The 19,575-nt window shown below is 58.6% G+C and carries 18 protein-coding genes; 7 read left to right on the top strand and 11 right to left on the bottom strand.

From position 1 onward, the window contains the following. Positions 1-678: 678 nt before the first annotated feature. From EH164_RS17455 to ampH, 9 genes are all read right to left on the bottom strand, one after another. Positions 679-1,518: a glycosyltransferase family 8 protein gene (locus EH164_RS17455; RefSeq protein ID WP_124969533.1), complete on the bottom strand. Its 840-nt coding sequence runs from the start codon at positions 1,516-1,518 to the stop codon at positions 679-681. Continuing rightward, positions 1,515-2,897, bottom strand: a complete 1,383-nt coding sequence (locus EH164_RS17450) for a D-arabinono-1,4-lactone oxidase (RefSeq protein WP_124969531.1) — start codon at positions 2,895-2,897, stop codon at positions 1,515-1,517. Before EH164_RS17450 ends, EH164_RS17455 begins: the two co-directional genes overlap by 4 nt. Before the next feature lie 106 nt (positions 2,898-3,003). After that, entirely contained in the window at positions 3,004-3,960 is a 957-nt protein-coding gene (locus EH164_RS17445) for a D-2-hydroxyacid dehydrogenase (protein ID WP_124969529.1), read from the bottom strand. 85 nt (positions 3,961-4,045) lie between these two features. Next, the gene (locus tag EH164_RS17440) at positions 4,046-4,582 is read right to left on the bottom strand and encodes a 2-oxo-tetronate isomerase (protein ID WP_124969527.1); all 537 of its coding nucleotides are present in this window, start codon (positions 4,580-4,582) and stop codon (positions 4,046-4,048) included. 57 nt (positions 4,583-4,639) lie between these two features. After that, a complete protein-coding gene (locus EH164_RS17435; protein WP_023478242.1) occupies positions 4,640-5,089 on the bottom strand; it encodes a DUF421 domain-containing protein in 450 nt (149 codons plus the stop codon). Positions 5,090-5,099: 10 nt separating this feature from the next. Continuing rightward, positions 5,100-5,600: a hypothetical protein gene (locus tag EH164_RS17430; RefSeq protein ID WP_124969525.1), complete on the bottom strand. Its 501-nt coding sequence runs from the start codon at positions 5,598-5,600 to the stop codon at positions 5,100-5,102. Between the two features lie 618 nt (positions 5,601-6,218). After that, the gene (locus tag EH164_RS17425; protein ID WP_124969523.1) at positions 6,219-7,937 is read right to left on the bottom strand and encodes a lysophospholipid acyltransferase family protein; all 1,719 of its coding nucleotides are present in this window, start codon (positions 7,935-7,937) and stop codon (positions 6,219-6,221) included. A 677-nt stretch (positions 7,938-8,614) separates the two neighbouring features. Beyond that, positions 8,615-9,586 carry a porphobilinogen synthase gene (hemB, locus tag EH164_RS17420; protein ID WP_034812298.1) on the bottom strand — a complete coding sequence of 324 codons (972 nt, stop codon included), beginning with the start codon at positions 9,584-9,586 and terminating at the stop codon, positions 8,615-8,617. 118 nt (positions 9,587-9,704) lie between these two features. Further along, positions 9,705-10,862, bottom strand: coding sequence for a D-alanyl-D-alanine-carboxypeptidase/endopeptidase AmpH (ampH, locus tag EH164_RS17415; protein WP_124969521.1), 1,158 nt, complete (start codon positions 10,860-10,862; stop codon positions 9,705-9,707). Between the two features lie 344 nt (positions 10,863-11,206). On the opposite strand from ampH, the gene sbmA reads away from it, so the two are divergent. Together sbmA and EH164_RS17405 are read left to right on the top strand one after the other, a co-directional pair. Then, positions 11,207-12,427 (top strand): peptide antibiotic transporter SbmA, encoded by a 1,221-nt coding sequence (gene sbmA / locus EH164_RS17410; RefSeq protein ID WP_124969519.1) that lies wholly within the window; start codon positions 11,207-11,209, stop codon positions 12,425-12,427. A gap of 12 nt (positions 12,428-12,439) precedes the next feature. Beyond that, entirely contained in the window at positions 12,440-13,549 is a 1,110-nt protein-coding gene (locus EH164_RS17405; RefSeq protein ID WP_124969517.1) for a DUF1615 domain-containing protein, read from the top strand. Here the strand turns inward: EH164_RS17405 and EH164_RS17400 are convergent. Beyond that, a complete protein-coding gene (locus EH164_RS17400; RefSeq protein WP_034812308.1) occupies positions 13,546-13,857 on the bottom strand; it encodes a DUF2755 family protein in 312 nt (103 codons plus the stop codon). The genes EH164_RS17405 and EH164_RS17400 overlap by 4 nt on opposite strands. Positions 13,858-14,125: 268 nt before the next feature. Between EH164_RS17400 and EH164_RS17395 the strand changes: the two genes are divergently transcribed. After that, entirely contained in the window at positions 14,126-14,344 is a 219-nt protein-coding gene (locus EH164_RS17395) for a DUF2754 family protein (RefSeq protein WP_124969515.1), read from the top strand. Between the two features lie 3 nt (positions 14,345-14,347). Here EH164_RS17395 and ddlA read toward each other — a convergent pair whose 3' ends face one another. Next, a complete protein-coding gene (ddlA, locus tag EH164_RS17390) occupies positions 14,348-15,448 on the bottom strand; it encodes a D-alanine--D-alanine ligase (RefSeq protein WP_124969513.1) in 1,101 nt (366 codons plus the stop codon). Between the two features lie 105 nt (positions 15,449-15,553). Between ddlA and EH164_RS17385 the strand changes: the two genes are divergently transcribed. The 4 genes from EH164_RS17385 (at position 15,554) to phoA (ending at position 19,573) form a co-directional block, all read left to right on the top strand. Continuing rightward, positions 15,554-16,237, top strand: coding sequence for an extensin family protein (locus tag EH164_RS17385; RefSeq protein WP_124969511.1), 684 nt, complete (start codon positions 15,554-15,556; stop codon positions 16,235-16,237). A 170-nt stretch (positions 16,238-16,407) separates the two neighbouring features. Beyond that, positions 16,408-17,604: a multidrug efflux MFS transporter gene (locus tag EH164_RS17380; RefSeq protein WP_076769454.1), complete on the top strand. Its 1,197-nt coding sequence runs from the start codon at positions 16,408-16,410 to the stop codon at positions 17,602-17,604. Between the two features lie 191 nt (positions 17,605-17,795). After that, a complete protein-coding gene (gene iraP, locus EH164_RS17375) occupies positions 17,796-18,056 on the top strand; it encodes an anti-adapter protein IraP (RefSeq protein ID WP_042712200.1) in 261 nt (86 codons plus the stop codon). Positions 18,057-18,157: 101 nt separating this feature from the next. Next, complete coding sequence (gene phoA, locus EH164_RS17370) at positions 18,158-19,573, top strand: alkaline phosphatase (protein ID WP_124969509.1); 1,416 nt, start codon at positions 18,158-18,160, stop codon at positions 19,571-19,573. Positions 19,574-19,575: the final 2 nt, after the last annotated feature.

Genomic DNA, 19,575 nt, shown 5'->3' with positions numbered 1-19,575 from the left:
TGTCAATCCCCGCGGCCCCGCGAGGAAATCGGTGCTGCGCACTGCGCTCACCTCCCGCGTGCCTGACTGCGGCCGGCTCGACTCGACTTGCTCGCCCGTTCCGGGACTCGCTCCCTGTCTCGGTTCGCCTCTGTCCGCCATCCATGGCGTCCAGACCTTGTCATTCCCGCTCCGGTTCGCCGATTTCAGCGGGGACACAACCCCATCGCTGTCATATTGCAGATAAAAGCAAAGACGGTGTCGCTGTAGGCTCGCTTTTGTAGGCCGGATAAGGCGCAGCCGCCATCCGGCGATGGGGGTCGCGGGGATAATGCCGGATGGCGCTGGCGCTTATCCGGCCTACGCGATTTCAGCGGGCTCCGTTTTTGTAGGCCGGATAAGGCGTAGCCGCCATCCGGCGATGGTGTGGCGGAGATAATGCCGGATGGCGCGTAACGCTTATCCGGCCTACGCCGTTTCAGCGGGCTCTGTTTTTGTAGGCCGGATAAGGCGTAGCCGCCATCCGGCGATGGGGGTCGCGGGGATAATGCCGGATGGCGCTGACGCTTATCCGGCCTACGCGGTTTCAGCGGGCTCCGTTTTTGTAGGCCGGATAAGGCGTAGCCGCCATCCGGCAATGGGTGCGGCGGGGATATTGCCGGATGGCGCTTATCCGGCCTACGGTTTGTTTCTCAACGATTACGCTTCAACCGGGGCATGTTGCCACCACATTTTGTGCAAATCGTAATACTTATCGCCCGGTTCGGGGTATTTGTCCCACGGCTTGTCGATGATGTAATGGATATTCTTCACTCGCGAGAGATCCCACATCTGTGGGTGCTGCTTCGGCAGAGTTTTCAGAGCGTTATAACCATAATGCAGCGGCAGCCAGCGGTCGTTGAACACCTCGTTGAGGAAGTCCTGCTCGGCGAAGACCCACTCGGCGATATCCTCTTTCGCCGCCAGCTTCGCCATCATCGCGTCATAAACGTCGCGATCCGGCGTCAGCACCAGAAAACCGCCGTTCAGGTAGTTATCCACCGGGGCGGGCGGTGCTGCGTTCATCTTCACGTCCTCAACCCAGCTGTAGTAGCAGTTATCCGGCTGCCAGCTATCGGGATAGGTAGCAATATGGTTCGGATTGCAGCGGCAGGCGTGGCAGGCGGCAATCGTCCCTTTGGCGAGCGGCAGCTCAAACACTTCATCCATGTTCTGCACCACCAGCATATCGGCATCAAGAAACGCGACGCGCTGATACTCGGTCAGCGTCCAGACTGCCAGTTTGCTCCACACCTCGGCGAAACGAGCGTTGGCGTAGCGATGGGCAAGAGCAGGATTCGGGCCGACAATCGGCACTTCGCGCACTTCACACCCCTGCGCCTGCAACTGCTGGCGCGTGGCGGCATCAATATTCTCTGTCACCATCACCACCAGCGGCCACGGCGAGCCGCTGTCGCGTAGCGACTGTTGCAGCGCTTCCACGCCGGGAATATAACCCGGCTGCGTTAATAGCGTGACCCAGGCAAACGCGGCGCTCATGACAGCACCTCCGCCATAAAGCGGTTCATAAACTTGCCGTCAGGATCGAAGCGGCGGCGCACGGCTTTAAACGCTTCAAACTGCGGGTAGAGCGCGGGCCAGTTGTAGAGCGACGGATCAAAATATTTGCCCCAGTGCGGCCTGCCGCCCTCTTCGGCGAGCAGCTGTTCTGCGGCGCGTAAAAAGGCAGTTCCCTCTTCTGAGAGCGAGCCATCTTCAGCGTAGTAGACGACAAAACCGAAGAAGCAGGTCGGTTCCCCGCCGGCCGGGCTAAGCCAGGCGCTGGAGGCTCCGGTGCAGCGGAGAATAATCGGGTAGTGCATATGCGGCTGCGACTCGCTGTGCCACGCTTTCATGCGCGCAATCACCGCTGCGACGCGCGACATCGGAATGCCGATCTCAATATTGATCTGCGGGGTGGCGATGCCGCGGCAGAAGACCTGGTAGATATCGCCGATCACATCCGTGAAGTCTTTAAAGCGCGTCACGGTGCGAAACGGTTTGCCGTTCTCATCGACAATGCGGGTGTCATCGCGCATCTGCGCCAGGGTTTTATCTACCGTGGCGTTCATCTGCTCGTCGGTCTCCTCCATCTCGACCAGCTCGCCGTGGTTATCACGCCACAGCGCCTGCTCCTCGGCGGTGGCTTCGCGCGCGTTCCAGGTGTGAACCTTGTTCTCATCCGGGAACCACCACGCTTTGCTGAAGGTCCACTCCTCGTTCCAGGCGATCAGATCTTCCGCCAGGTTATCGGCGCTGCCCGCGCTTTTAAAGCAGGTATAGATCGTTGAAGGGCGGGTGCGCAGCGTCACGGCGGTGATCACGCCGAGGGTGCCGAGCGCCTGCTGCGCGGCGTCAAAGGCCGCATCGTCCCGCTCAATATCGTGCGCTTCACCGTGGGCATCAATCAGGCGAATGGCGAGCGCTTCGTCAGCGAGCGAGCTCTGCCCCATACCCTGGCCGTGGGTACCGGTCGACACTGCGCCCGCGAGGGTTTGTGAATCGATCACGCCCGGCGAGGCGTGCAGCATGCGGTTCATGCTGGTGAGGGTCTCAAACACCTCATGCAGCACGGTTCCGGCGGCAAAGGTGACGCTCTCGTCGGTCACTGCCAGCACGCCGCGCAGGCGCGAGAGGTCAATCAGCGTATCGCCCGGCTCGCTTAACTTCAGCATTCTGCCCGGCGACATACGGCTGCCCATCACGCGGATTCGCCCCTTTGCAGCAGCAATGATCTGCTGCAACTGCGCTTCGTTTTCCGGTGTTTCTACGGCCTGAGCGGGCGCCAGCGTGGCGTTTTTCGCCCAGTTTACAACAACATTTTCATCAGAGGTTTGCTGTGGCAGGCGAGGTGGAAAAAGAGCCTGTAGCGTTGTCATTGGCATCTCCTTGCGCAATATTTTTGTAATGATTTATCAAGCGTAGCTCATCATGTAAAAGTGTGACGTGAGTCGCTTCTTTTCGTGCGATCTGGCCATCCTGAAGCTACTGATCGACACAATTTTGTGGATCGCCGTTGATAAACGACCGCACGTTTTCCACCGTGGTAGCGAGAATGCGCCCGCGCGCATCGACGGATGCCCAGGCGATATGCGGCGTGATAATGCAGTTTTTCGCGTTGAGCAGCGGGTTATCTGCGCCAGGCGGTTCGCTGCTCAGCACATCCACCGCCGCCCCGGCAATGCGCTCTTCGTTAAGGGCGGCGGCAAGATCCGCTTCGTTAATCAGATCCCCGCGCGAGGCGTTCAGCAGCAGCGCGCTGCGCTTCATCTTCGCCAGCGCCTCACGGTTGATCATCCCTTTGGTTTGCGGCGTCAGCGGGCAGTGCAGGCTGATAACATCCGCCTCGGCGTAGAGGGTGTCGAGATCGACATAGCGCAACTGCGCGCTCTCCGGCAGCGGGCGCGAACGGGAGTGGGCGAGCACCGTCATGCCCATCGCCTGGGCGATGGCACCGAATGCCTGGCCGATGCGGCCATAGCCGATAATGCCGACGCGTTTTCCCGCCAGCTCGACCATCGGTTGCAGCCAGTAACACCAGCTTTCTGATTTGCTCCAGCCGCCAGCGTGCACATCGGCGTCGTGTTCACCGACGCGGTTGCAGAGCGCCAGCAGCAGCGCGGTGGTAAATTGCGCCACCGTCGCGGTGCCGTAAGTCGGGACATTGGTCACGACAATTTCCCGGGCGCGGGCAGCCTCGAGATCGATAATGTTGTAGCCGGTAGCGGTCACGGCGATACATTTCAGCTGCGGGCAGTGGGCGAGCAGATCCTCGTTAAACGCCACTTTATTGGTAATAGCGATATCCGCATCGCGCAGGCGCTGCGCGGCCTTATCGACCGGGGTCGTGTCATAAATCGTGACTTCGCCCAGCGCATGCAGTGGCTCCCAGCTGAGATCGCCGGGGTTAAGCAGACCACCATCCAGCACAACTATTTTCATTTTTTCCCCATTCGGTCATGAAAGTGTCGCAATAAAAAAGCCGGACCCTATCGTCCGGCATTCGCACACAAGAAGCAAATTACAATCAATCACTTAATAGCGTTATCACGCCTGCGAGGGCATATTTCACCGCTTGCTCAATCACCTCTGTGGTGTCGCCCTCAAAGAGGCATTTGACGGTGACCGGCTCGCTATCCGGCAGGCCCCAGCCAAACCACACGGTGCCGGCAGGGGTGCCATCTTCGCCGCCATCGGGGCCGGTGTAGCCGGTCACGGCAATGCTGACCGGCTCGTGGCTGGCGTCGCAGGCACCTTGCGCCATTTCAAAAGCCGTCTGCTGGCTTACCGCCGTCCAGCGCGCCAGCGTCTCCTTTTTCACCTGTAACAGCGTCTGTTTCGCTTCATCGGTAAAGGTAATAAACCCGCTACCGTAAAACTCCGGCGTGCTTTCGCAGGCGCAGAGGGCGGTGGCGATCTGACCGCCGGTGCAGGATTCGGCGGTGGTGACGCGCAGTTTTTTATCGCACAACAGCGTGCCGAGCTTGTCGGCCAGATCGCTAATCTCAAGCTTTAACAGCGGCGCGACGCGCTCACTTTGTAATGTGGTGGTTTCACTCTTCATATCACTCCCTTCCATCCGAAAGAAAATTCTGCCTGGCAAAAGTATAGCAGCGCACTTTTAAGGCGAATTTTTTGGAATGATCGAGATATGACCATTGCGCTCGAGAATGGCGAATTTAATCTCTGCGAGGTCGACAATGCCCTGGTTATTGCGCGCCGAGAGCATAATATCGGCGCGGGAGATATCCGCCTCGCGCATCTTCTCTGGCAGCATTTCACCATTCTCGACCAGCACCACCGGCGTGCCGTCGATAAAGTTTTCCGCCCCTTTCACGTACTTCTTCAGCTTGCCGAACAGAATATCCACCACCACCAGCGTGATGATGGTTAGCGCCGCGCCGGTGACGGAGAAGTCGTTGCCGAGCAGCGCCTGCTGCGTCGCTTCACTGATGATCAGCAGCAAAATGAGATCGAAGGAGGTCATCTGCAACAGGGCTCGCCGACCGGCGATTTTGAATACCACCATCAACACCAGATAGATCGCTACTGCGCGTAACACCATATCCATCGCCGTCTCCTCAGGGCCAGATAAACTGTTTCACCGCCAGCTGCGTGGTGTCATTTAACGACAGGCGCAATTCGCTGCTGCCAGGGGTTTGCGGCGTCAGCCCGAGCCAGACGGTAAAGGGTTGGTCGGGATGAGGACGGGCATACTCCAGCACCAGTTCACCGTTCTGACTGGTCATCTTTTCCGGCTGTGGCTGCAGGGTGCGGATCTCAAAATCCTGCATAAAGTCGCCGCCGAGGATAAAAACGGTGCGGCGCTCCTTCGAGGCATTGGCGGTGAGTTGCATATCGATATCGCTTTGCAGGCGGGCGTAGCGGTCATACTGCACCGTCAGTTTGCCATCAATGCTGTGGGCGCTTCGCGCGCTGAGCCACCCCTGGGAAAAGAGGCCGAGCAGCCCGGCGATGACCACCGCGATCAGCAGCACAGAACCAATGCGCTGCACCTTTGTTTCAACATGCAGCCAGAATGGGCTGTCAGCCACCGGATAGCGGTGCGACTTCTTCTCCATCTCTCCTCCACGGTGTCGGTGGAAACCACGTAAAAAGAGTGTAGATGAGGCGGGGGGAAAGGGGGATGCAGGCCGAAGCCGCTGAAACCGCGTAGGCCGGATAAGCGTGAGCGCCATCCGGCAATGGGCCTGGTATGTGGCATTGGTGGAAAGGTTCCGTTCACCAGGCGCCAGGGAGTTTCATCAATCTCTTATGCGGTGAACGGGACAAGGGAAGCGGCCGCGCTCCCCTTGTCAATCCCCGCGGCCCCGCGAGGAAATCGGTGCTGCGCACTGCGCTCACCTCCCGCGTATCTGACTGCGGTCGGCTCGACTCGACATCCTGTCTCGGTTCGCCTCTGTCCGCCATCCATGGCGTCCAGACCTTGTCATTCACGCTTCGGTTCGCCGATTTCAGCGGGGACACAACCCCTCGCTTTCATATTGCAGACAAAAGCAAAACCGGTATCGCTGGAACTGCGGTTTTGTAGGCCGGATAAGCGTACGCGCCATCCGGCATTATCTCTGCGGCACCGATTGCCTGATGGCGGCTACGCCTTATCAGGCCTACGCGGTTTCAGTTGATGTGGTTTTGTAGGCCGGATAAGCGCCAGCGCCATCCGGCAATCTGCGAGGAACTTACCCCGCTTTCTGCTGCACCTGATGCACGCCGATATAACGCTCGTAACGGTTTGCCTTCAGGCGCGTTAAATCCACCAGCACCAGGCCATCGACGCAGTTATTGAAATCGGGATCGCTGCCGAAGTCGATAAACTGCACGCCGCCTGGCTCGCCCAGCTCGGAATACTGTTTATAGAGCGGGGGAATGCCGCAGCCGAGATTGCCAAGCAGCGATTTCAGCCGCGTCAGATCTTCGGTGTAATCCTCGCCGGTAAACTGCGCCAGCACCTCGGGCAGCGTGGCGGGGCAGGGGCGGCGCGAGGATGCCAGCGGCCAGGCAGCGGGGAACCAGAGGCGATAGAAAGCAATCAGCAGATCGCGGGCCGCAGGCGGCAGACCGCCGGAGATGGATACCGGGCCAAAGAGATAGCGGTACTGCGGGTAGCGCGCCAGATAAGCGCCAATCCCGGACCAGAGATAATCGAGCCCGCGACGTCCCCAGTAGCGCGGCTGAATAAAGCTGCGCCCCAGTTCAAGACCTTCTCGCAGCACCTCCGCCATACGCGCGTCGTAGTGAAACAGGCTATGGCTGTAGAGTCCCTCCGGCCCCTGCTCGGCGATAAGCTGCGCCGTCGGCATAAAGCGGTACGCGCCGACAATCTCCAGATCGGCATCATCCCAGAGGATCAGGTGCAGATAGTGATCATCGTAGCGGTCCGTATCGCGCCGTTTTCCGCTCCCTTCACCCACCGCGCGAAAAGCGATCTCGCGCAGCCGTCCCAGTTCGCGCAGCAGTGGGGCATCCTCCTGGCCGTTGCGCTGCCAGAGATAGATTGTTTTGCCGTCCGGCGTGCGACCAAGGCACTCGGCGCGGTTCAGTTCCCGGCGCAGGGTGGCTCTGTCTTCCGGCCGGGCGATGGCGCATTCGGTTTTGAACGTGCCGGGCACTCCCTTGCCAAGACGCAGAAGATGCTGACGACACTTCTCGGCCAGCTCGCGCGGCGCGAGGGCGGTAGTGTGCCAATTCTCCCAGGGAATGCGCTGACCGAGGGTGATCGGCAGGCTGCTATTGCGGCGGCGAAACATCTGCTGCATCAACAGCAGCAGCGGCAGGGTGTCTGAGAGCAGGGCGCTGGCGTAAAACAGCGCGCTGTTGCGGGCATCGATCCACGCTGGCAGCAGCGGGGCGCGGAACTTGTTCGCCAGCTTGATAAATCCGGCGTGCCAGCGTTTATCGCGAATCCCTTTGCGGGTCAGGCGCGACACTTCACCCGCCGGGAAAAAGATCAGCACGCCGCCTGATTGCAGCTGGTTTTCCATCTGTTGCAGGGCGGCTTTGGTGGTGCGACCGCCGATATTGTCCACTGCGATAAAGAGCGAGCTTAGAGGTTCGAGGTGGCTCAGCAGGCGGTTGGTGACCACTTTGACATCGCGGCGCACGCGCGAAACGGCATACATCAGCGCCAGCCCATCCAGCGTACCGGTCGGGTGGTTGGCGATAATCACCAACGGGCCATGTTCGGGGATTTGTTCGAGGCAGTAAGCGGGGATGGTACAGCGAATTTGCAGATGGTCGAGGACATGTTCCACCATATCCAGCCCTTTCAGGTGGCGGTGCTGGGCGGCGAATTGCTGGAACTCCTGTTCGTAAAGCAGGCGCCTGAGCAGGTTCTTTTGCCAGGGTGCCGGTCTGGCCTGCGGCCAGAGATCCTCAAGTACATTGTCGAGACTAAACATGGCGATTTCTCCTCCCGTCTTGCCGCTGACAGTAGCGGGAGAAGATGACGCTTACATTTCATTACAATGACGTTATGAGCATTTATTGTGGCATGGGTGCGTGCGATGAAATGCCGGATGGCGCTGCGCTTATCCGGCCTACAAAGGCAGGGCAGGTGAACGTACGGTAAAGCGGGCCACGAATTGTGTAGGCCGGATAAGGCGCAAGCCGCCATCCGGCAGGGGGCGCGCGATGAAACGCCGGATGGCGCTGCGCTTATCCGGCCTACAAAGGCAGGGCAGGTGAACGTACGGTAAAGCGGGCCACGAATTGTGTAGGCCGGATAAGGCTGCAAGCCGCCATCCGGCAGGGGGCGCGCGATGAAACGCCGGATGGCGCTGCGCTTATCCGGCCTACAAAGGCAGGGCTGGTGAACGTACGGTAAAGCGGGCCACGAATCATGTAGGCCGGATAAGGCTGCAAGCCGCCATCCGGCGTGGGTACGGGCTATGAAATGCCGGATGGCGCTGCGCTTATCCGGCCTACAAAGGCAGGGCAGGTGTACGTACGGTAAAGCGGGCCACAAATTGTGTAGGCCGGATAAGGCTGCAAGCCGCCATCCGGCATGGGTACGGGCTGTGAAATGCCGGATGGCGCTACGCTTATCCGGCCTACGAGGTAGAGCGTCAGTTGCGGATCAGATCAGGCCGCGTTCGGCGAGATCGAGGGCGAAATAGCTGAAGATCAGATCCGCGCCTGCGCGTTTGATGGCGCCGAGGCTCTCCATCACCACTTTATCTTCATCGATCGCACCCGCCTGGGCGGCGAATTTAATCATCGCGTACTCACCGCTCACCTGGTATGCGCCCAGCGGCAGTTCGGTGCGTTCACGAATATCACGCAGAATATCGAGGTAGGCCCCCGCCGGTTTCACCATCAGGCAGTCGGCGCCCTGCGCTTCATCGATCAGCGATTCGCGGATCGCTTCGCGGCGGTTGAGCGGATTCATCTGATAGGTTTTACGATCGCCTTTCAGCGCGGTGCCCGCCGCTTCACGGAACGGGCCGTAGAAGGAGGAGGCGAATTTGGTGGAGTAGGACATGATGGCGGTATCTTTAAAGCCCGCCGCGTCCAGCGCCTGGCGGATCGCCTGCACCTGGCCATCCATCGCCGCCGATGGCGCGATAAAATCCGCCCCGGCTGCCGCCGCAACCACCGCCTGCTTACCGAGGTTCAGCAGGGTTGCGTCGTTATCGACGCCGTGTTCGCACAGCACGCCGCAGTGGCCGTGGGAGGTGTATTCACAAAAACAGGTATCGGACATCACGATCATCTCCGGTACCGTCTCTTTACAGATGCGCGACATGCGCGCCACCAGACCATTTTCCTGCCAGGCATCGCTGCCGGTGTCGTCGGTATGGTGTGAAATACCAAAGGTCATCACCGAGCGGATACCCGCTTTAGCGATGCGCTCAATTTCACGGGCGAGATATTTTTCCGGAATGCGCATCACGCCGGGCATGGCGGAGATCGCCTGGTAATCATTCAGCTCTTCTTCAACAAAGATCGGCAGCACCAGGTCGTTTTTGCTCAGTGTTGTCTCTTCAAACAGGGCGCGCAGCGCAGGGGTTTTACGCAGGCGGCGAGGACGGGTGATTAAATCGGTCATGATATGCCTAAGATTTATGGAACAGATGGCGGCATTGTAGCCGAAAATATAACCCCCCGTTTTACCAAAATCGCCGTTAAGCCACAGGCAGGCGGCAATGCACCTGCCTGTTACTTCATCAGGAGGCGGGGATCGCCACCGGTTTATTGTTGCTCAGCTCGCTCACCAGATCGTTCACGCCGTCGCTCATATTGGTGAATTTGGTCAACGGTGAACGGGTGATCACCACGAACACGCCAACGTTATGCTGCGGCACCATCGCCACATAGGTGATAAACCCGCCGCCGCCGCCGGTCTTCTGAATAATTCCCGGATGGCCCTCTTTCGGGGCCATATAGACCCAGCCGAGGCCGAGGGCGTCGGCTTTACCCGGCACATCCATTCCCACCACTTTCGTCAGGCGTTCGCGCGGGTAGATCAGCGTCTGCATCCGGTCGGCCTGCGTATCGCGGTGGTAGAAGTCGGAGGAGAGGAACTGCTGCATCCAGCGCATCATATCGCCGGGCGTGGAGTAGACGCCGCCGCTGCCAATCGCCGCCAGCGTGTTGTTGCACGGGCTGGCCCCTTTTTCCGCCACCATCAGCCGTTTGCACTGATCCGGCGACGGGGTAAAGGTGGTGTCTTTCATGCCCAGCGGGCGGGTGATCTGCTCTTCAAACAGCTGCGGATAGGGTTTTCCCGCCGCGCGCGCCAGCGCGTCCGCCAGCAGATCAAAGGCCAGGTTGGAATAGGCCGCCTGGGTGCCCGGCGCGGTTTTCAGTTTGGCGGTGGCAAGCCAGTTCCAGCGCTGCTCGCGCGTTGGCCAGACAAAGACCGGGCGCACCGCTGCGCCGCCGGGCTGTTCGCGCGGCAGGGCGCTGGTGTGCGTTGCCAGGTTAACGAGCGTGATCGGTGCGCCCTGATAAGTGGGTACGCGCGCACCGGGCGGGGCGTATTTACTTAACGGATCGTCAAGGCGCACGCGGCCCTGATCGAGCAGCTTCACCAGCATCTCACTGGTCATCAGCTTAGAGAGCGAGGCGATGCGCACCACCGAGTCGAGCTGCGGGCGCACATTGTTGCCGGGACGGGTTTCGCCGAAACTGCGAAAGACGCGCTGGTTGCCGTCAATCACCACCATTGCCATGCCGGTCGCGCCGCTGCCATAAAAGATATGGTTGGCATAACGATCGACGATTTCAGAAGCAAACACCGGGTCGGGGGATTGTTGCGCCGCCCGGACGCTGGTCAGGCCCAGCGCACACAACATCGCGGAGAGAAGCAGACAACGTTTCAACGAAAGGATCCATTAATCACGGGGAAAGATAGAGCGTATTTATACTACTTGCGCGCCGTTGCAAAGGGGCGAAAAGCGGAATGTTTCGCCCTAATCCGTAACGCCAGGTAAATAAGAGCATTTTTTTCTGCCCACCGCCGCTGCCTTGCACGCTGATCGTGCCGGACAACCCGGTGCAGGTGAAAAGTGTCGATACAATTGTTTATGACTGGCAAAGCCACTAAACGGTTAACCTGAGGTCTGATTAAACGAGCCAGCGCCGCACCTGCGGCGCTTTTTTGTCGCTGGCCGCGAGCATGACACAGCACACGTCGTAAAGAATAAGAAAGACCCAGGAGAGCACTATGTTTCGTTCCTTTTTCCCTCGGCCGACGCCCTTTTTTGCCTCGGCGTTTATCTGGACGCTTCTCGCCATTGTTTTCTGGCTGGCAGGCGGCGAGCGCTGGTTGTTACACCTGACCGGCATATCAAGCGAGGTGCCAATCAGCGCCGCGCGCTTCTGGAGCCCCAACTTTCTGCTCTTCTACGCCTACTACGCGCTCTGCGTCGGCCTCTTCGCCGCCTTCTGGTATATCTATTCGCCCCATCGCTGGCAGCGGTGGTCGATTTTGGGCACCGCGCTGATTATCTTCGTTACCTGGTTTCAGGTGGAGGTGAGCGTTGCCATTAACGCCTGGTATCAGCCCTTTTTTGATCTGATCCAAAAGGCGCTTACCGCGCCCAATACCGTGCCGCTGGAGAAGTTTTACAGCAGCAGCGGCGTCTTTTTGGGCATCGCGCTGATCGGTGTGACAGTGGCGGTGCTGAATAACTTCTTCGTCAGCCACTATGTCTTCCGCTGGCGCACGGCGATGAACGAATACTATATGGCGCACTGGCAGCAGCTGCGCCATATCGAGGGTGCTGCGCAGCGTGTGCAGGAGGACACCATGCGCTTTGCCAGCACGCTGGAGGATATGGGCACCAGTTTTATCAATGCGATTATGACCCTGTTCGCCTTTCTGCCGGTGCTGATAGCGCTCTCGCCCCACGTGCAGGAGCTGCCGCTTATTGGGCATGTTCCTTACGGGCTGGTGTTTGCCGCCATCGGCTGGGCGCTGTTTGGCACGCTGGTGCTCGGCGTGGTGGGCATCAAGCTGCCCGGCCTGCAATTTAAAAATCAGCGCGTCGAAGCGGCGTACCGTAAAGAGCTGGTCTATGGTGAAGATGATGCCGAACGTGCGCGGCCGCATACGGTGGTGGAGCTGTTTAGCGCCGTGCGTCGTAACTACTTTCGGCTCTATTTCCACTACACCTATTTCAACGTCGTGCGCATTCTCTATCTCCAGGTTGACGCGGTGTTTGGCCTGGTTATGCTCTTCCCGACGCTGGCAGCCGGGGCGATTACCTTCGGGTTGATGCAGCAGATCACCAACGTCTTTGAACAGGTGCGCAGCTCGTTCCAGTATTTGATCACCTCGTGGACCACGCTGGTGGAGTTGATGTCTATCTATAAACGTTTGCGCAGTTTTGAGCGTGAGGTCGATAATCAGGAGTTCGTTCCTGTCGCCTCTCACGGTCATTAACAAAGGAAGGTTATGTCTTACGTACCTCGTTTTAGCTGGTTGCTGGCGGCGCTGATTGTCGCCGGGTGTAGTTCGCAGGGCTCGCTCTCTGATAAAGAGGCATCGAAGGGGCCTAAAAAGGCGAAAGCGCTGGATGTCGCAAGCGTGGTGCGTAACACCATTCCCGCGAGCGTTAAAGATCGCGACGGCTGGGCTGAAGATCTGGCGACCACCTTTAAAAGCCAGAAGCTGCCGCCGACGCTGGAGAATATCTGCTCCGTATTAGCGGTGGCGCAGCAGGAGTCCAACTACCAGTCCGATCCGGTAGTGCCGGGGCTGAATAAGATCGCCTGGAAAGAGATCGACAAGCGCGCCGGGCAGCTGCACATCCCTGCGCTGCTGGTACACACGGCGCTGAAAATCCCGTCGCCCAATGGCAAAAGCTACAGCGAGCGGCTTGATAAGGTGCGCACCGAACGCGAGCTGAGCGCGATCTTCGATGACATGATCAATATGGTGCCAATGGGGCAGACGCTGTTTGGCTCTTATAACCCGGTGCACACCGGCGGGCCGATGCAGGTGAGCGTCTCGTTTGCCGAGCAGCACACTGACGGCTACCCGTGGGAGATGTCCGGCACCGTGCGCCAGGAGGTCTTCAGCCGCCGCGGCGGATTATGGTTCGGCACCTATCATCTGCTTAACTACCCGGCCAGCTACAGCGCGCCGATCTACCGCTTCGCTGATTACAACGCCGGTTTCTACGCCAGCCGTAACGCAGCGTTTCAAAACGCGGTGAGCAAAGTGACAGGCATTAAGCTGGCGCTGGATGGCGATCTGATCCTTTACGGTAGCCGCGAAGCGGGCACTACCGAGCGTGCGGTACAGACGCTGGGCGCGCAGCTTGCGATGAGCGATCGGGATATTCGCCGTCAGCTTGAGCGTGGCGACAGCCAGGAGTTTGAAGAGACGAAGCTCTATCGGGAGATTTATCGTCTGGCGGACAAACGTAGCGGAAAAACGCTGCCGCGCGAGATGCTGCCGGGGATTCAGTTAGAGAGCCCGAAAATCACGCGTAACTTAACCACGGCGTGGTTTGCGAAACGCGTTGACGATCGTCGGGCCGCTTGCATGGCGCGCAATTAGCGCAGATTGTGGCTACGCCAGCGCAGGACGAGGAAGATCACGCCCAGAAACGCGCTGCCGGCGATAAACGGCACAAGACCGAAAATCGTGCCTACGCCCATACCCATCTCAACGTGGGGACGGGAGACGTCCTGCGTCTGCATCAGGTGTTCAAACACGCCAGGCGCGTGCACCAGCAGGTTAAGCAACTGCGCGCCTGCCCAGAAGCAGAGCAGTACGAAGACGGCGTAAGCAATATTACCCGGTCTGGAGGTGTCTCGTTTTTTCGCGCCCTTATTAAAGGGTTTGGATAGGGTAAAATCAGCCATAAGACCTCCGGTACTCGTTACTTTTAAACGCTCAGGGAAGATAGGCTCAGAGCCGTAACTCCTGGTTAGTTTGGCACCAGTCCCGCATTGTCAACATCAGAATGGTGATAATTTCGGACCGGGAAGGATCCCAGGGAAGCGTTTTTTGTGAGTCATCACATTTTTGTAACGTATTAATTATTTCAGTAACATTTCGGAATTACCGCACAGCACACACTCTCAACCCGCGCGCTGTGCGATGATGCGCCCTTTACCTGCTGGAGTTGTCATGAAGCTGCCTGAGAAAATTCGCCGTGACTGGCACTACTATGCGTTTGCGATCGGCCTGATCTTTATTCTCAATGGCGTGGTCGGGCTGCTGGGGTTTGAAGCGAAAGGGTGGCAAACCTATGCTGTCGGGCTGGTGACCTGGCTTGTGGGGTTCTGGTTGTCGGGGCTGATTATCCGCCGCCCCGTGCAAGATGAGGCGGCGGAAAGTACCGAGTAACGCTTACTCTTGCATTGAGATCTTCAGCGCGCTGCTTTGCTGGTGGCGCTCAAGCGCCAGCTCAATCAGGCGGGTGATAAGCGTGCTATAGCTGATGCCGCTCGCCTGCCACAGTTTCGGGTACATGCTGATATTGGTAAAGCCGGGCAGGGTGTTGATCTCATTGATCACCACTTCATTGTCCGGCGTCAGGAACACATCCACCCGCGCCATCCCTTCGCAGCCCAGCGTTTTATACGCCTCAATAGCGATCGCGCGGATCTTCTCATTGGTTTCCGGATCGATAGCGGCCGGCACCACCACCTGCGCACCCTGATCGTCAATGTATTTGGTGTCGTAAGCGTAGAACTCGCTGTTCAGCACAATTTCACCGCAGGTGCTGGCCTGCGGCTCATCATTGCCCAGCACCGCGCACTCGATCTCGCGCCCGACGATCCCTTTCTCTACCACCACTTTTTTGTCGAAGGCAAAGGCCAGACGCAGCGCTTCGGCATATTGCGCTTCGTTAGTCACTTTACTGACGCCGACAGATGAGCCCTGGTTGGCGGGTTTAACAAACAGCGGCAGGCCGAGTTGCGCGGTCATGTCGCTAAAACTGAAGCTGTCGCGGTTGGCGCGCGTCAGGGTAATAAACGGCGCGATGGACAGACCGGCATCGCGCAGCAGGCGCTTGGTGACGTCTTTATCCATGCAGGCTGCGGAAGCAAGCACATCGGAGCCGACAAACGGCAGGTTGGCGAGGCGCAGCATCCCCTGCAAAGAGCCATCTTCGCCGAGCGTGCCGTGAACGATCGGGAAAATGACATCAACATTCGGCAGCGGCGAGCGGTTATCCGCCGCAATCAGTTGTTGCTCGGCGACGCCGGGCACCAGCGCCACGCTGTTGTCCGACGGATTGAGCGCGATACGCGCCGGATCGCTGGCGTTTTGCAGATAGTTCTGCGCATCGCTAATATGCCACTGCCCTGATTTATCAATACCCAGCAGTACCACTTCAAAGCGCGATTTATCCATCGCATCGACAATGTTCTTCGCCGACTGTAACGACACTTCATGCTCCGCCGATTTGCCGCCGAAGACGACCCCTACCCGCAGTTTTGCCATTTCAACAATCACTCACACTGATGAGAAAACCCATACGATATCACGTCAAAACGCACGATTCGCGGCCTTCTGCCATAATGTCTGGAGAAAAAAAGAGGAGGAGAGGTGAGCGGGAAGAGCCTGATCGTAATCGCTATTCTTATTGGCAGCGTCTATGCGGGCTACCGCGCGCTGCCAGCGTGGTACAACCCTTTTGCCCCGCTTCAGCTGAGCGATCCGCCGGGGCGCATCACCCAGTTCAAACTGCGGCGTTTAACGCCTGAAGATTGCGCCGCGCTGCTGAAGCAGGCGAATCAGCAGCGGCTTATCTCCTCCGTCGCGGTGGCGGACAGCGGCGGCGACTGCCCGTTAACCAACGTGGTGCGGGTAAAAGATTTCGGTGCCGTGAAGCTGAGCAGCAGCTTTCTGGCGAGCTGCCCGCTGGCGCTCAGCTCGGCGCTGTTTGTTGAGCAGCAGGCGCGGCCATTAAGCGAAACGATGATGGGCAGCGCCTTAACGCGCATCGATCATGTCGGCAGCTACGCCTGCCGCAATATCTACAACCGCGCGGATGCGCGGCGCAGCGAACATGCCAGCGCGGAAGCGCTCGATATCAGCGCTTTCAGGCTGGCGAATGGCGAGCAGGTTTCTGTCCTGCGCGGCTGGCGGCAGGCGCGTACGCAACCCTGGCTACGCGCGATGCTGAGCGCCAGCTGCGGTTATTACGGTAACGGCCTCGGGCCGGAGTATAACGCCGCGCACGCGGATCATTTCCATCTCGGCATGCGCGGTTACGGCCTCTGTCGCTAAGCATATCGCGCTTAGCATTTAAGGTTTTTCTCCTCGCCGCTGCGCCATTCGGCGTGGGTTGAGAGATAAAACTCCAAAGTGCCGCTAAGCGCATATCTGGTAACTTATCGCTGGCGCATTCTTGCTACCCTATGCGCCGTTTTTTAAACCCTGAGTGATTACGCGTATTTATGGAATCCTGGAAGGTCAATCTTATCTCGGTCTGGTTCGGCTGCTTTTTTACCGGGCTTGCCATCAGCCAGATTTTGCCGTTTCTGCCGCTCTACGTGGCGCAACTGGGGGTGACCTCGCACGAGGCGCTGTCGATGTGGTCAGGGCTAACTTTCAGCATCACTTTCCTCATCTCGGCGATTGTCTCGCCCATGTGGGGCAGCCTGGCGGACCGCAAAGGGCGCAAGCTGATGCTGCTGCGCGCTTCGCTCGGCATGGCGATCGCCATTCTGCTGCAGGCTTTCGCCACTAACGTCTGGCAGTTGCTTCTGCTGCGCGGCGTAATGGGGCTGACCTCCGGTTATATTCCTAACGCGATGGCGCTGGTCGCCTCGCAGGTGCCGCGCGAGCGCAGCGGCTGGGCGCTCAGCACGCTCTCCACGGCGCAGATCAGCGGCGTGATCGGCGGCCCGCTGATGGGCGGTTTTCTCGCTGACCACTTAGGCCTGCGCACGGTGTTTATCATCACTGCGATGCTGCTGATGGTGAGCTTCCTGGTGACGCTGTTCCTGATTAAAGAGGGGGGCAGACCGAAGGTGAAGAAGGGCGAGCGGCTCAGCGGCAAGGCGGTCTTCTCAACGCTGCCCTATCCGGCGCTGGTGATCAGCCTCTTTGTCACCACGATGGTGATTCAGCTCTGTAACGGCTCGATTGGTCCGATCCTCGCGCTGTTTGTCCAGTCACTGTCGCCCGATACCGCCAATATCGCCTTTCTCAGCGGGCTTATCGCCGCCGTTCCCGGCGTTTCTGCGCTGCTCTCGGCACCCAGGCTTGGCAAACTGGGCGATCGCATCGGCACCTCACGCATTCTGTTAGCAACGCTCGCCTGCGCGATTGTGCTCTTCTTCGCCATGTCGTTTGTCACTTCGCCATTGCAGCTTGGCATTCTGCGCTTTCTGCTCGGCTTTGCTGATGGCGCGATGCTGCCCGCCGTGCAGACGCTGCTGCTGAAGTACTCCAGCGAGCAGGTCACCGGGCGCATCTTTGGTTATAACCAATCCTTTATGTACCTCGGTAACGTTGCTGGCCCGCTGATGGGCGCCTCGGTCTCGGCGATGGCTGGCTTTCGCTGGGTCTTCGCCGCCACGGCGGTGGTGGTGCTGATTAACCTGATACAGCTGGCACGGGCATTTCGCCGCGTACGGCAACCACGCTAAACGCAGGCCGGAAATAGATCTCCGGCCTGCGCATCCTGGTTCTCTATATACTTCGCAACCCGCGACGCCGTTATTTCCCCAATGACCTTACTAACAGTGTGAATTAATGCGCAAAAATAATAGATGCATCTCCTTTGCAACTACTAAATCGAGTGCTAACTTCATGCAACATCTCAAAAGGAAATAGCGCCATGAAAAATCTCATTGCTGAGTTATTGGTCAAGCTTGCGGAAAAGGAGGAGGAGTCGAAGGAGCTGGTCGCCCAGGTTGAAGCGCTGGAAATTGTCGTCACCGCGCTGCTGCGCCAGATGGCTGCGTCAGAGCAGCAGTCGCTCATTTTAAGCGTTGAAGGCGCGCTGGCAGAGGCTCTGCCGGGCGATGAGGCCTTATCCAGAGACTCTGAATTGCTGCAACAATACGTAAAAAAGCTTTTAAGGCACCCACGCAGTTGACCCCGCGTTAGCATGTAACATTTGTCATCTCACTGTCATCTGGGCTGCCTATAGTCGCTCTGTTTTATTTTCTTTAAGTATTTGTACATGGAGAATATTAAGTGAAACAGAGCGCGTTATATCTTGCACTATTATCCCTGCTTTCCTCGCCTGCTATTTATGCAGAATCATCTGTAGCGCCGGTTCTTGAAAGCCGCGCAGCTCACGGCGATATTTCCGCACCCGGCGGCGCACGCCGTTTGACGGGCGACCAGACTGCCGCCCTGCGTGATTCCCTGAATGACAAGCCAGCCAAAAATATTATTCTGCTGATTGGCGACGGCATGGGCGATTCCGAAATTACCGCCGCGCGAAATTATGCCGAAGGGGCGGGCGGTTTCTTTAAAGGTATCGATGCGCTGCCGCTGACCGGGCAATACACCCACTATTCGCTGGACAAAAAAAGCGGTAAGCCCGATTACGTCACCGACTCTGCCGCCTCGGCGACGGCGTGGAGCACCGGCGTAAAAACCTATAACGGCGCGCTCGGCGTCGATATCCACGACAAAGATCATATGACCATCCTCGAGATGGCAAAAGCCGCCGGTCTGGCGACGGGCGACGTCTCCACCGCGGAATTGCAGGACGCGACGCCTGCCGCGCTGATCTCCCATGTCATCTCCCGCCGCTGCTACGGCCCGACAGTGACCAGCGAGAAGTGTGCGCTTAACGCGCTGGAGAAGGGCGGTAAAGGATCGATTACCGAACAGCTGCTGAATGCACGCCCGGACGTGACGCTTGGCGGCGGGGCTAAAACCTTCAGTGAAACCGCCACCGCCGGTGAGTGGCAGGGCAAAACCCTGCGCGAGCAGGCGCAGGCGCGCGGTTACCAGCTGGTGAGTGATGCCGCATCGCTTGCGGCAATCAGTACAGCCAATCAGGATAAACCGCTGCTCGGTCTCTTCGCCGACGGCAATATGCCGGTGCGCTGGGAAGGGCCGAAAGCCTCTCTGCATGGCAACCTGGATAAGCCTGCCGTGACCTGTACGCCAAACCCGAAACGCACCGACAGCGTGCCGACGCTGGCGGCGATGACGGAAAAAGCGATTGAACTGCTGAGCAAAAATGAGAAGGGTTTCTTCCTGCAAGTGGAAGGGGCGTCGATTGATAAGCAGGATCACGCGGCGAACCCGTGCGGCCAGATTGGCGAAACCGTCGATCTCGACGAAGCGGTACAGAAAGCACTGGAGTTTGCGCGTAAAGATGGCAATACGCTGGTGATCGTCACCGCAGACCACGCCCATGCCAGCCAGATCATTCCGGCAGATACTAAAGCACCGGGGCTGAGCCAGGCGCTGACCACCAAAGATGGCGCAGTAATGGCGATGACCTACGGCAACTCGGAAGAGGAGTCGATGGAGCATACCGGCACGCAGGTGCGCATTGCGGCGTACGGCCCGCACGCGGCGAACGTGGTGGGGCTGACGGATCAGACCGATCTCTTCTACACCATGAAAGCGGCGCTGAGCCTCAAGTAAGT

Origin of the sequence: Kosakonia sp. CCTCC M2018092 (genome assembly GCF_003864115.1) — a bacterium.
Lineage (GTDB): Bacteria > Pseudomonadota > Gammaproteobacteria > Enterobacterales > Enterobacteriaceae > Kosakonia > Kosakonia cowanii.
This window is presented reverse-complemented; position numbering and strand designations above follow the sequence as displayed.